The sequence below is a fragment of the Bacillus thermozeamaize genome (assembly GCA_002159075.1).
GTDB classification, from domain to species: Bacteria; Bacillota; Bacilli; order ZCTH02-B2; family ZCTH02-B2; genus Bacillus_BB; species Bacillus_BB thermozeamaize.
In genome coordinates this window covers 53,107-66,230 of sequence record LZRT01000090.1, presented here as the reverse complement: position 1 = coordinate 66,230, position 13,124 = coordinate 53,107, and the positions used below count along the sequence as shown (strand labels likewise).

Annotated in this window: 11 protein-coding genes; 10 read left to right on the top strand and 1 reads right to left on the bottom strand. The window is 53.0% G+C overall.

From position 1 onward, the window contains the following. Positions 1-451 precede the first annotated feature (451 nt). The 9 genes from BAA01_06990 to BAA01_06950 all read left to right on the top strand — a co-directional run bounded on the left by BAA01_06990 (position 452) and on the right by BAA01_06950 (position 10,299). Complete coding sequence (locus BAA01_06990; protein OUM86485.1) at positions 452-1,639, top strand: methylene-tetrahydromethanopterin reductase; 1,188 nt, start codon at positions 452-454, stop codon at positions 1,637-1,639. A gap of 82 nt (positions 1,640-1,721) precedes the next feature. Further along, positions 1,722-3,290 (top strand): fatty-acid--CoA ligase, encoded by a 1,569-nt coding sequence (locus tag BAA01_06985; GenBank protein ID OUM86492.1) that lies wholly within the window; start codon positions 1,722-1,724, stop codon positions 3,288-3,290. Positions 3,291-3,317: 27 nt separating this feature from the next. Then, on the top strand, positions 3,318-4,427 hold the full coding sequence (locus BAA01_06980) for a zinc-binding alcohol dehydrogenase (GenBank protein ID OUM86484.1): 1,110 nt from the start codon (positions 3,318-3,320) through the stop codon (positions 4,425-4,427). Between the two features lie 21 nt (positions 4,428-4,448). Beyond that, positions 4,449-4,781, top strand: coding sequence for a hypothetical protein (locus BAA01_06975; GenBank protein OUM86483.1), 333 nt, complete (start codon positions 4,449-4,451; stop codon positions 4,779-4,781). A gap of 156 nt (positions 4,782-4,937) precedes the next feature. Further along, on the top strand, positions 4,938-6,965 hold the full coding sequence (locus tag BAA01_06970) for a hypothetical protein (protein ID OUM86482.1): 2,028 nt from the start codon (positions 4,938-4,940) through the stop codon (positions 6,963-6,965). Positions 6,966-6,975: 10 nt separating this feature from the next. Further along, positions 6,976-7,761 (top strand): hypothetical protein, encoded by a 786-nt coding sequence (locus tag BAA01_06965; protein OUM86481.1) that lies wholly within the window; start codon positions 6,976-6,978, stop codon positions 7,759-7,761. Positions 7,762-7,774: 13 nt separating this feature from the next. Further along, positions 7,775-8,245, top strand: a complete 471-nt coding sequence (locus BAA01_06960; GenBank protein OUM86480.1) for a hypothetical protein — start codon at positions 7,775-7,777, stop codon at positions 8,243-8,245. A 133-nt stretch (positions 8,246-8,378) separates the two neighbouring features. Beyond that, entirely contained in the window at positions 8,379-9,863 is a 1,485-nt protein-coding gene (locus BAA01_06955) for a betaine-aldehyde dehydrogenase (protein ID OUM86479.1), read from the top strand. A gap of 16 nt (positions 9,864-9,879) precedes the next feature. Then, entirely contained in the window at positions 9,880-10,299 is a 420-nt protein-coding gene (locus BAA01_06950) for a hypothetical protein (GenBank protein ID OUM86478.1), read from the top strand. A 28-nt stretch (positions 10,300-10,327) separates the two neighbouring features. On the opposite strand, the gene BAA01_06945 is transcribed toward BAA01_06950, so the two are convergent. Next, a complete protein-coding gene (locus tag BAA01_06945) occupies positions 10,328-11,269 on the bottom strand; it encodes a hypothetical protein (GenBank protein OUM86477.1) in 942 nt (313 codons plus the stop codon). 634 nt (positions 11,270-11,903) lie between these two features. On the opposite strand from BAA01_06945, the gene BAA01_06940 reads away from it, so the two are divergent. Further along, a complete protein-coding gene (locus BAA01_06940) occupies positions 11,904-13,094 on the top strand; it encodes a formyl-CoA transferase (protein ID OUM86476.1) in 1,191 nt (396 codons plus the stop codon). Positions 13,095-13,124: the final 30 nt, after the last annotated feature.

Here is a 13,124-nt window from a genome sequence, read left to right as displayed (position 1 = left end):
AATTGCACAAAGCCCTTGGGATTGCCTATTGGAAATCCCAAGGACTGAAGAGTTTAACGGAAAGATATTTCGAAATTCGTCAAGGTTGGCGAACCGCCTAGTGCGGACCCGCATGCTAGGTGGTGTGAGGGGACGGGGGTTAGTCGCCCCCTCCTACTCGATATGAACCCGGTTGGTAAGATCTGTGTCGTCGAAATGAGAAATGAAATCGCTTTTATAAGACACATTTTTTGGATTAGTAACCATTATTTAGAAAAACGGCAATTGAAGGCCTTCTGTAAGGCGCTGTCACATTGCGCCGAATAGGTGAAAACTTCGCATCTGTCAGGCTCATGTCGCCGGTCTGTCACGGACAGGCATGAAACGACACGTTTTGGCATGGAACTTGCTTTGTATAGAGGTCGGTAACGCCAAATTGATATTCACGTAATGATAGGGGAGGTTGTCGACGTTGAAATTTGTCTTGTTTTACTTGCCGACAGTGGGCACGAGAAAGCAGATTGAGTCCGGAATGCTTCCAGGACAAAACACGCAAGCTTACCAAACGATGCTCTATCAAATCGGACAGCAGGTTCAAGCGGCAGACGACCTGGGTTTTTACGCGTTTGCTTTTACCGAGCATCACTTCCACATTGAAGGTTTTGAAGTCTCCAACAACCCCATTTTGCTTGGGCTGTATTTCGGCATGATGACAAAACGGATCAAGATCGCGCAATTGGGAATCGTCTTGCCCATGCAAAATCCGATCCGGGTCGCCGAAGATTTGGCGATGTTGGATCAGATGACGCGCGGCCGTGTGATCGCAGGCTTCGCCCGTGGCTATCAGAAGCGTTGGGCGGAAGTGATGGGGCAAGTATATAAAGTTGGAGCGACATTCTCGGATCAGTCGGAAAACGATCGCAAGAACCGCGAACTTTTCCTGGAACATTATCAGATCATCAAAAAGGCATGGACGGAAGAAACGTTTTCTTACAAAGGAAAATACTGGCAAATTCCGCCTGAAAACCTCGATTTCAATCATGATCCGGTACGCCTGTGGGGCCGCGGTTTAGGAGAGGACGGCATGATCAAGGAAATCGGGATTGCGCCCAGGCCGTATCAGAAGCCCCACCCGCCCATTTGGCAACCGTTTTCGTTCAGTGAAGAGACTTTCCGTTTCTGCGCGCGCGAGGGCATCGTGCCGTTTGCGCTGACAACCGATGATACGACGATTCAAACGTTGTTCCGTGCCTACCAGGAAGAGGCGGAAAAGCACGGCCGCCGCTATGAACTGGGGCAGAACATCGGCCTGTTCCGGGACGTGTTTGTGGCGAAGACGGACGAAGAGGCGAAGCGTCTGGCGAGGGATGGAAACGGTTTCGTATGGCCGGATTGGTTCGGACATTTGGGATTCAACCACGCCCTCAAACGGCATGGCGAAGAAAAACCGGGACCCGGCGATTTCGACGATCTGTATGAGCGCGGTTTTGAACTGGTGGGCAGCCCCGACACGGTCAACTTTATGATCGAAAAGATCGTCAAAAAGCACAATCCCGAGTACCTGCTGATGTGGCAGTATCCCGGATTGATTCCCCACGATGACATGATGCGCCATCTGGAAATGTTTGCGACGGAAGTCATGCCAAATTGGGCCGACTGATCAGGTCAGGCTGACATATCTGTTTGGTCTCGAAAGGGGGGAGAAACATACCGTGGCGGTATATCAGTTGAACCTGAAAAACATGCTGGAAAGGGCCAACCTCTTTTTCGCCAGAAAAGAGGTCATCTCCCGCGAAGCGGACGGCTTTTTGCACCGTTACACCTATGGCGATTACTACCGGCGGGTTTGCCGGTTGGCCAACGTCTTAAAGCGCTTGGGCATCAAGCGGGGCGACAGGGTGGCGACGTTTGCGTGGAACACGTACCGGCATTTTGAATTGTATTTTGGCGTAACCTGTTATGGCGCCGTCCTGCATACGGTCAATATCCGCCTCTCGGTTGAACATATCGCCTATATCTTGAATCATGCCGAAGACCAAGTGGTTTTTCTGGATCCGGATTTGCTGCCGGTGATGGAAGAAGTGGCACCCCGTCTGAAAACGGTGAAGCACTTCATCATCCTGTCCGACCATGTGCCGGAAACGACACTGCCTTCGGCGAGCAGCTATGAGCAATTGCTGGCGCAAGAAGCGGAAAGTTATGACTTTCCGACGTTGGACGAAAATTCTCCTGCCGGAATGTGTTACACCTCCGCCACCACCGGCAATCCCAAGGGGGTTGTGTATACACACCGGAGCATCTATCTGCATACTGCCCATTTATGTTTTGTTGATTCGATGGCCATCGAAGAAAAAGACGTGCTGCTGCCCTTTGTGCCGATGTTCCATGTCAACGCCTGGGGAATTCCTTTCGCCGGCGCATGGATGGGTTCGACCCTGGTATTCCCGGGCGTGCATCCCACGGCAGAGGACCTTGCCCGTCTTATCCAAGAGACGAAAGTGACCTTTGCTGCCGCTGCCGTCACTGTCGGGATCGACATGTTAAAAGTGCTGCAGCACAAACCGTATGACATATCGTCGCTGCGGGCGCTCATGCTGGGCGGCCAAGCGACGCCGGAAGCCGTGATTCAGGCCTATCAGCACCTGTACGGTGTGCCCATTTTCACCGCATGGGGGGCCACAGAATGCTCCCCCATCGCGACAACCGTACACATCAAGAGCTATCAACAGCATTTGAGCCTCGACGAAAAGATGAAAATTCGGGCGAGACAGGGGTTGCTGTCGCCTGGGCTGGAAATGAAAATTCTCGATGAACAAAATCAGCCGGTACCGTGGGACGACCAGCACATGGGCGAAATTTATGTCCGCGGTCCGTGGATCGCGACCGAATACTATCGGGATGAACGGACAAAGGAAAGCTTCATCGACGGATGGTGGAAGAGCGGCGACATCGCGACGATCAATGAAGAAGGGATCATCAAGCTGGTAGACCGGGCCAAGGACTTGATCAAAAGCGGCGGTGAATGGATCTCATCCGTCGATCTGGAAAATGCCTTGATGTCCCATCCGGCGGTGCAGGAAGCCACAGTGGTGGCTGTGCCGCATGAAAAGTGGCAAGAGCGGCCGGTCGCATGTGTGGTGCTGAAGACGGGAGAACAAGCGAGTGAAGAAGTGTTGCGTGAGTGGCTTGCGGACAAATTTCCCAAATGGTGGTTGCCGGATAAATTCATCTTTATGGATCAAATTCCCAAAACGGGCGTGGGGAAGTTCAATAAAAAGGCGTTAAGGGAAATGCTGAAAAATACCGGTTAAGCGTTTCAGAAGAAAGAGGGATGGATTGTGAAAAGCGGCAGAGCGGCGGTATTCGTTGCGCCCAGGCAACCGTTTGAGATACGGGAGTTTCCGGTGCCCGAACCGGAACCGGGCGCCATCCTGGTGAAAGTGCGTCTGTGCAACATCTGTGGTTCCGATTTGCACGCTTGGCACGGCGATTTCCAGACGACGAAAATCGGCGGCGCGTTGCCGACGATTTTGGGGCATGAAATGATGGGAACGGTTGCCAAGCTGGGTGCCGGAGTCCATCGCGATTTTAACGGCGCGCCGTTATCCGAAGGGGATCGGGTGGTATTCCAGTATTTCACCCACTGCGGCAGATGTCCCCAATGTTTGAAGGGCCGGACGGTCAGTTGCCTGCATTCCAGCATGGCGATGATGGGGAATTGCGAGCAGCCGCCGCACTTTGTCGGCGGATTTGCAGACTATTATTATTTGAAGCCGAATCAGGTCATCTTTAAAGTGCCTGATCATGTTCCGGATGAAGTGGTTTCCGGTGCCAATTGCGCGTTGGCGCAAGTGATACAGGGGTTCCAAAGGGTCGATTTGCGATTTGGCGAAACGGTGGTGATCCAAGGTGCGGGCGGACTTGGCATCTATGCGAGTGCAGTAGCCAAGCACATGGGTGCCAAACGGGTGATTGTGATCGACGGGGTGAAGGAGCGGCTCGAATTGGCCAGGCAGTTTGGCGCGGATGAGACCATCGATCTCCAAGAGTATCCGGATGACCGGTCAAGGGTGGCGCGCGTGCGGGAATTGACCGACGGTATCGGCGCCGATGTGGTGGTGGAATTGGTCGGTCATCCCGGTGTGGTGAATGAAGGATTGAACATGCTGGCGCTGAGCGGGCGTTATTTGGAAATCGGAAATATCAGCAAGGGCAAGGTTGTTGAATTGGATCCGTCCAAATTGGTCTTCGGCAATAAAAGCATCGTTGGCGTTTCCTGGTACGAACCGGAAGCGTTAAAAATGGCGATGGATTTTCTTTCCAAGACGATTGATCTTTATCCTTACCATCGGTTGTTCGCTGTCAAATTCAAGTTGTCGGAGATTAATCACGCGTTTGAACTGGCAGAAAAAAGGGCGGTGCCCCGCGCGACCATCGTGATGGATTAAGAGTCCGGGAGGGAAGAACGGATGGACGAATCGTTTGTGCCTGAGGCTTTGGCGTTGATCCGCAACAATGGCGGCAAGGTCTATATTGCCTGTATGGGAGAAGGGGGCTATCCGAATGTTTCCGTAAGGGAGGTGGTGATTGATGATGCCAATGCCCTGATTTACCGGGACCGTGAAGACAGCCGGACCGTCCAGCTGATGAAGAACAGTCCCCAAGTGCTTGTCAGCGTGTTGCGTGAAGATCAGCCGTATCATGGCTACAAGTTGAAAGGGACGGCCGCATTTGAATCCAATCCGGCGACAGATGGAAGCGTGTTGATTCGAGTTCAGATCGAGCAGGTTTTTCCTTATTGACAGGTTTCTCCTTAATTATGAAGCGATGCATGTTCCTGCAAGAGTCGGGTCCAGTTGGTACATCCTTGGTAAAGACAACCATTGACAATAAAGTGAATAAACTATTATTATGACAAATTATCAAAAATATCACTTTTTAATAAAGGGGTAATCATGATGTCAATGGTACCGTCTTACGTTTATCAAGACTCACAAAACCGTGGCGTCTATCATGCCAAAGAACGGTTGTTGCGGGTCTGGGAGGAGTACCTGTATCGCGGAAACCGAGACATCCAACAAGACATACATCATGTTCATCCCGAGTTTGTTGAACGCGATTTCATTATCGACTCCTGGCAGCGGTGTCTGCAATATGATGTCAAGCCGACCGATGCCGGCTCCATTAAGAATCTTCCCGATGACATGCTGGAAGAACTGCGCAAAATGGATCCGACTTTCCAGATGGCCTTGCCCATTATCCGGGACTTGAAACGGGAACTGCAAAACACCAGGCATGCGATTTTATACTGCAACCGGGAAGGCGTCGTCCTGGAAGTGACAGGGGACCCGGAAGTGGTCCGCTTGATCGGGTCCACCGTCAATGTGACCCCCGGTGCCGTATGGTCAGAACCCTATGCGGGAACCAATGCCATCGGTACGTCCATGGTGCTGAAAAAACCGGTTCAGGTATTTGCCGCCGAACACTTCACGATGGGCTGTCATATGTGGGCATGTGCATCGACGCCGATCCTCGATCCGTTTACCGGGGACCTCCTGGCCGTGTTGAACCTTTCCACTCTGGCCGAGCAAATCAATCTGCAAAGCATGATGATGTCGGTCTGGGGGGCAAAAACCATCGAGCAGCGGTTGGCAATGGAGTACTACCAGGCCAAGGAAATGCTGCAGCATGTTTTCATGGAATCGACCCTGAAGTGGAAACAAAGCAGCGTATTTCTTCTCGACCTGCACGGAAAGGTGCTCTTCGCCAATGACAAAGGTGTGGAATTTCTCAAGAAATATGCCGTGCTGGAGCAGTTTCAACGACAGGTTCAACAATATCAACATGCGGAATTCACTTCGGAGATAAACTTCGAGTTGGACCTGCCAGGGGAGCGGTATGAGGTGCAAATGAAAAAAATTTCCTGGCGAAATCAGGATATTGCCCGGCAGGTCATCGTGCATCGAAAGGAACGTCCAGCTCCCCAACTTTCAACGAAAAATCATACGAAATATTCATTCCAATCATTGATCGGCCATTCACCAGCCTTTTTAAAGTGTGTGCAATTGGCGAAAAAGGCGGCCACTTCTGATGCCAACATCCTCATTACCGGTGAAAGCGGCACGGGCAAGGAACTGATCGCCCACGCAATTCATCATGCCAGCCAGCGCAGCGGCAAACCGTTTATCGCCATCAATTGTGCGGCGATCCCCAAGGAATTGCTGGCTAGTGAATTATTCGGCTACGTGGGCGGCGCCTTCACCGGAGCCAATCCGAAAGGCAGCAAGGGGAAGTTTCAACTGGCCGATGGGGGCACGCTCTTTTTGGATGAAGTCGGCGACATGCCGATGGACTTACAGGTTCAGCTCCTGCGCGCCATTCAGGAGCAGGAAATCATGCCCATTGGCGGACATGAACCGATTCCCATTGATGTCCGCATCATTGCCGCCACCAACAAAAATTTGGAACATGAAATCCGTGAAGGGAGGTTTCGAGAAGACCTTTATTATCGGATTAAAGTGTTCGAGATCGCGTTGCCCGCGTTAAGGGAGCGCGCGGAAGACATTCCGCTTTTGAGCCGGCATTTCCTGAACAAATTTGCCGCGCAGAAAGGCTGCGGGCCATACGAGTTGAGCGAAGAAGCGCTTGAGTGTTTGCAAAATTACCACTGGCCGGGAAATATCCGCCAGTTGCAAAATGCGATGGAATACGCCGTGACGATGGCTGAGGGCGAACGGATTACACCTGATGAGCTGCCAGCCGAGATGAGACGCCTTGAATATTCGGTTCGCTCGATTCGAAGTCCGGCGGTCTCGTTGTCGCCCGTCGAACAGGCAGAGGCCAGGTGGATATGTGACGTGCTGGCCAAGCACCGTTTTGACCTGGGTGCAGCCGCACGGGAATTGAACATGAATCGCAGTTCAATATACAGAAAGATTAAAAAATATGGGATGGATATCCGGGAATTAAAAAAATCTTTGGTGTGAGGAGGAATGCATGATGGCACGTGGATGCAAAGTGACGGTTGTGGATTGCGGTCCGTTGACGCTGGACAAGGGGATTCTGATGACGGGAGCATCGGGTCAGGTCACCATTCCCTCCAGCGTTTGGGTGATTGAGCATCCTAGACACGGGGTGATTCTCTTTGATACCGGGGTGAACTATTTGGTGGCCGATCCGGAGACGGCCGAGACCCATTGGGGACCGGGGATGAGAGAAGCCTTTGGCTGTACGTTGACCCGCGAGATGGCTGTTGATCAACAAGTGATCCGTTTGGGGTATAAGCTGGAAGATGTGAAATACGTGATTCTCTCCCATATGCACCTGGACCACGCTGGAGGCATGTGCCATTTTCCAGACGCGACATTTGTCGTGCAAAAGGATGAGTTGCGTTTTGCCTGGTGGCCGGATCATTTTCCGGGGTTGGTCTATTGTTACAACGATTACAAAGACACACGGGGCTTCAAGTATTTGCAGTTGACAAGCGACGTGGATCTGTTCCAGGACGGCACAATTCAGCTGATCCGCACGCCTGGACATACCCCGGGGCATCAGGCCATGATCCTGAGGCTGGAGAATCGCGGGCCGATTTGCCTGGCGGCAGATACCTCCCACCTTTACGAAGCGTATGTCAACAATGCGCCGATGCCCTATGACTGGAACGTGGAGGTGCTGACGGACTCTTATGCGAGATTGCGGGTCATTGAGCAGGCTGGGATTCCGCTGTTCTTCTCGCATGATCCGGAACATTTTCAGGCGCTGCACGGAAAATGGGTGGATTAAAGGGGGGAAACGCATGGATGGCCGGATGTTTCGAAATATTGCCGGGAGATTCGCGACGGGCGTGACGGTGGTCACGACCATCAATAAACAGGGACGGCCTGTGGGCATGACGGCCAATTCGTTCACATCTTTGTCGCTTGATCCGCCTTTGGTGCTGTTTTGCATCGGCAAATCGGCCAGTTTGTTTTCCGACTTTATGGAGGCGTCGGCCTTCGCCGTCAACATTTTGGCGGCCGAGCAGGAAGCGCTGTCCCGCCATTTTGCCGCCAAAGAGATCGATCGCTTTGCCGGCGTCTCCTATCTGACGGCCAAGACCGGATCGCCGATTCTTCAGGATGTGCTGGGCTATTTCGATTGCCAGGTGGAAGCCCGTTATGAAGGCGGGGATCACATCATCATGATTGGCCGCGTGGTGGACGGCCAGGAGCGGGACGGCGCACCGCTGGTTTTCTACGGCGGCAAGTATGGCCGGCTGGCAGGTTAGGCCTGTTTTCGAGGGGAGAGATGCGAAGGTTCTGGAACGGGAAAAGAGGATTCATAATAATCAAGAAAAAGATATAATGGAGGATAGTACGTCGTTTTTAAAAATAGAAATCTTTTGAGGAGGTATTTAGCCCATGTACCCGATTCCGGAATCTGTTCAGGCTTTTCTCAGGTCACCGAAAAAACACCTGATCGGCGGCGAATGGGTGGAGTCAGCCAGCGGGAATACCTTCCCCGTGTTTAATCCCTCCAATGGGGAGATCATTGCCCAGGCAGCGCGCGGTGACGCGGCAGACATCGACCGGGCGGTGCAGGCGGCGCGGCAGGCGTTTGAACAGGGGGATTGGCCGGCTTACACGCCTTATGAACGGAGCCAATTGTTACACCGGCTGGCCGATTTGCTGGAGGCGCATCAGGAGGAGCTGGCTGTCCTGGAGTCGCTTGATACCGGAAAGCCGATCCGCGATGCCAGGCGGATCGATGTTCCGGCAACGATTCGCCACTTCCGCTATTATGCCGGCTGGGCCAACAAGATTACGGGAGATACCATTTCCCATTCGCAACGCGGGAATTACCTGGCTTACACAGTGCGGGAGCCGATGGGCGTGGTCGGGCAGATCATTCCGTGGAATTTTCCAATTCTCATGGCCGCCTGGAAACTTGCAGCTGCATTGGCCTGTGGCAACACGGTGGTGCTGAAACCGGCGGAACAAACCCCGTTGTCGGCATTGAGGCTCGGAGAACTGGCCATGGAGGCAGGCTTCCCCAAAGGGGTCATCAACATCGTCACCGGTTTCGGCGAAGAGGCCGGGGCGGCATTGGTGGCCCACCCGGATGTGGATAAGGTGGCTTTTACCGGTTCCACTGCCGTCGGTCAGGAGATCATGCGGGCTGCGGCCGGGAACCTGAAGGCGGTTTCTCTGGAGCTGGGCGGCAAGTCACCCAACGTGATCTTTGCCGATGCGGATTTAAAGCGGGCCATTCCCAACGCCTTTTTCGCCCTGTTTTACAACCAGGGGCAAGTTTGTGGCGCCGGTTCCCGTCTGTTTGTCGAAAAGTCCATTGCCGATCAGGTCGTGGAGGAGCTCGTCCAGATGGCCAAACAGATGAAGATAGGACACAGCCTGGACCCGGAAACCCGTTTTGGCCCGGTGGTGAGCCAGGAACACCTGGAGCGGATCGAGCGGTACATTGAACTGGGCAAACAGGAAGGGGCCGAGGTGGCTCTCGCGGGAGGAAGGATGGCAGAGGCAGGCGGGGGTTACTTTGTCTCGCCCACGATCTTCACCAATGTCGATAACAAGATGCGCATTGCGCAAGAGGAGATTTTCGGTCCGGTTTTGGGAGTTCAGGTGTTTGAAGAGCTGGAAGAGGTCATCGAGCGGTGCAACGACACCATTTATGGCCTGGCCGCGGGCGTATGGACGAGCAATATCCGGACGGCACAGTGGATGACCAAGCGCCTGAAGGCCGGGACCGTATGGGTCAATTGTTACAATGTCCTGGATGATGCGGTGCCTTTTGGCGGATACAAGTACAGCGGCATCGGCCGTGAGATGGGCAGTTATGCGCTGGAATTGTACACGCAGGTCAAGAGCGTGTGGGTCAATTACGATTAGTGAGTTGGTGGGCTGCATGGAAACGAAAAAGATAAAGAATCTGATCCGCGGTATCCTGTCTTCCGAAACCAGGCTTTCCTTGCGAAAGGAATGCGTCAATATCGGTTATGAATGCCATTTGGACGTGGTTTCCCGGGAGCAGGAAAATGGAGAATATTTCCTGGTGGGTTACATCGTGACCCACCGGGCGTTTCCCCACATGAAAGAGGATCACCGGTACGTTCAACATATTTTCAAGTTGCTCTATGAGCTGGAACGCATTCCGGCAAAACGCAGGGTCCTTATCTTTGCTGACAGTACATTATACGAAAAATTCAATAAATGGTATCCGGTCAGGGATCGCCGGGGTGTTGAGATTCGCTGCATCGATTTGAGTGAGATGTCCGCAGGCCAAGGGAAACGGCATGAGAAGAAACGATGGGCAGATAGCGGGTGAAACCGTGGCGCCGCTATCTGCCCTTGTTTTACTTGCTGTTTTGTTTGCCCAGCCATTGATCGACCAACGCCTGATTTTCTTCCACCCATCTTCTCACCACAGCAAGCTCGTCATTGCCTTTGTTGAAGATTTCGTTCTCCATCTCACCAAGCTCGGCATCACTCAGCTTAAATCGCTTGAGCGCATCAGCCACTTCAGGATATTGTTCGCTGAAGTCTTTGTGGGCAAGGATCCGGATTTCTTCCCCTTCAGGGATCACCTTTTTTGGATCTTCCAGGTATTTCAAGTCCCATTCGGTGAACATCCAGTGCGGATTCCAACCGAGAAAGACGATCGGTTCCTGCATCTGGTAAGCTTTTCGCACCTTGCTCAACATCGCCGCCTCGCTGGAGGAGATCAGTTTGTAGGAAAGCCCGTATGCGGGGATGACCTTTTCCTCCACTAATCGCATCACGCTGGCCCCGGCATCGATGCCGACGATTTCCCCCTTGAAGGCTTCCTTATGCTTCTCCAGATCGGCGATCGCATTCACTTCTTTCATATAGGAAGGAACGGCCAGACCGGTGTAGGCTTTGCCTTCATACCAACTGCCCAGATCTTCCAGTTGATTTCCTAATTTTTCCCAATAGTTTCGATGAAAACCGGGCAACCACGCGTCCAGGAACAGATCCAGATCGCCTTGTGCCAGTCCCTTGTACAAGGGGGCCACGTCCAGTTCTTTCAGCTCTACCTGATAACCTTCCCTTTCCAAAATCACTTTCCACAAGTTGGATACCACAATCGCTTCAGCCCAGTCGACGAGGCCGATGCGGATGGTGCCCTGCGGAGCGGCGGGATTGGAAGATTGGTTTGGGGACACTTGACTTGGCGCGGATACGCTGCAAGCGGTGAACAGGATAGAGAAGATGAGGATCAGAGAGCCAATAGCACCGTGGTGAAGCCGGCTTCTTTGTCGAACGTTCACGATCATGCCTCCCATTCCATTCATGCTCGATCTTGCCAACACAAAAAGCCACGACAACGCAAAAAGCCACGAGAAGAGACTTTTCCCGTGGCTAAACAGGCGCCATCACAAGCGGATCTCGCCTTCGATCAACCATGGACTTCCCTCCTTCCGGTACGCTTACGAGGTTAGCTGACGGGTTCGGGCGCCAGAATCGCCCTACCCGCGAGAGATAAAGGGTTGTTCATCCCTGTTGTCTCCGCGCGGGACTCACCCCTGCGTGCACCATGGACACGCCCATTCGGTTCCCCCGCTTCCCTGACGGGAATTCAGCGAATTGAAGAGGCAATATGATCTGTGCCATGTGATGGAATTTTCATACTCCATTGTAACTTGCTCGTCGCGGGCATGTAAAACACCGTATTCAGACTTGTCGTGATTTCTCGCAAGATAACCGCGAATCTGACCCCGTGTCGTTGCGATTGGCCAGAAAAACGGCCGATTCTTCTCAATCGCACGGCAAATGATGCGAAAGGTGTGAGGTATGAATAATGATTGTGTTTCCTTCAAGGTTGGATTACAATAGTTTAATGATCTATAATGTTTATATGATATTGTATCCAATATCCTGTGAAAACGCTGCATCAGGAGTGATCACAACATGACACGGGCGTTGGAGGGCATCCGGGTTCTTGACTTGTCCCGAACCTTGGCGGGCCCTTTTTGTACGATGTTGCTGGGTGACATGGGCGCGGACATCATCAAGGTGGAACAACCGGGAACGGGTGACGAATCGCGGCGTTTTACCCCGCCGGCGGTCGCGGGAGAGAGTGCCTACTTTCTCGCCTCGAACCGGAACAAGCGAAGCATGACGGTAAACTTGAAAGCGGAGGAAGGTAGGCAGATCATCCTGGAACTGGCAAAGCGCTCCGATGTCCTGATCGAAAACTTCCGCACCGGGACGATGGAGAAGCTGGGGTTGGGATATGAGACGCTGAAAACTGTCAACCCTCGTCTGGTGTACTGCACCATTTCCGGGTTTGGCAGGACAGGTCCAGACCGGCACAAGGCGGGGTACGATTTGCTGTTGCAAGGATATGGCGGTCTCATGAGCATCACCGGAGAACCGGATCGTCCGCCGGCCAAAGCGGGCATGTCGATTGCCGATTTGTCGACCGGTTTGTTTGCCGTATACGGCATATTGTGTGCTTTGATGGCGCGGGAAAAAACCGGGAAAGGACAGGTTGTGGACGTCAGCCTGCTGGACGGGCAGGTGGCCCTGTTGAATTATATCGCCACCGCCTATTTCATGACGGGCAAAGTGCCGGGGCGAATGGGATCGGCGCATCCGACCATCGTTCCTTACCAGGCATTTCCAACCAAGGATCAGGATATCATCATCGCCGTGGCGAATGACGGATTGTGGGCCAAGTGCTGCGCCGCCCTGGGATGGGAAGATCTGAAGGACGATCCCCGTTTCAGGAGAAACGACGATCGGGTGGCCAATCGCCAGGTTCTGATCGAGATCATGAACGAACGGCTCAAACAACGTCCGAGCGAAGAGGTATTGCGTTTATTGGATGAAGCGGGAGTCCCGTGCGGTCCGATCCACACCGTGGACCAGGTGGTTCACCATCCCCAGGTGCAGGCCAGGGGAACGATCCTGGAGCTGGACCATCCCACGGTTCCCAATCTGAAAGTACCGGGATTTGCGGTGAAGCTGTCGGATACGCCCGCCGACGTGAGATACCACCCGCCGTTGCTCGGCCAGCATACCAAAGAGATCCTGAAAGACGAATTAGGTTACTCTGAGGAGCAGATTCAGTCGCTGTATGACAGAGGCGTCCTTTAAAAAACCCATTTCGTTTGCTGGATTTTAAAC

Bases quoted from the DNA above. Each gene is read 5' to 3' on its own strand.
- BAA01_06970 (OUM86482.1), top strand. From the start codon at position 4,938: ATGTCAATGGTACCGTCTTACGTTTATCAAGACTCACAAAACCGTGGC.
- BAA01_06945 (OUM86477.1), bottom strand. From the start codon at position 11,269: ATGATCGTGAACGTTCGACAAAGAAGCCGGCTTCACCACGGTGCTATT.
- BAA01_06975 (OUM86483.1), top strand. From the start codon at position 4,449: ATGGACGAATCGTTTGTGCCTGAGGCTTTGGCGTTGATCCGCAACAAT.
- BAA01_06985 (OUM86492.1), top strand. From the start codon at position 1,722: ATGCTGGAAAGGGCCAACCTCTTTTTCGCCAGAAAAGAGGTCATCTCC.
- BAA01_06960 (OUM86480.1), top strand. From the start codon at position 7,775: ATGGATGGCCGGATGTTTCGAAATATTGCCGGGAGATTCGCGACGGGC.
- BAA01_06950 (OUM86478.1), top strand. From the start codon at position 9,880: ATGGAAACGAAAAAGATAAAGAATCTGATCCGCGGTATCCTGTCTTCC.
- BAA01_06965 (OUM86481.1), top strand. From the start codon at position 6,976: ATGATGGCACGTGGATGCAAAGTGACGGTTGTGGATTGCGGTCCGTTG.
- BAA01_06940 (OUM86476.1), top strand. From the start codon at position 11,904: ATGACACGGGCGTTGGAGGGCATCCGGGTTCTTGACTTGTCCCGAACC.
- BAA01_06955 (OUM86479.1), top strand. From the start codon at position 8,379: ATGTACCCGATTCCGGAATCTGTTCAGGCTTTTCTCAGGTCACCGAAA.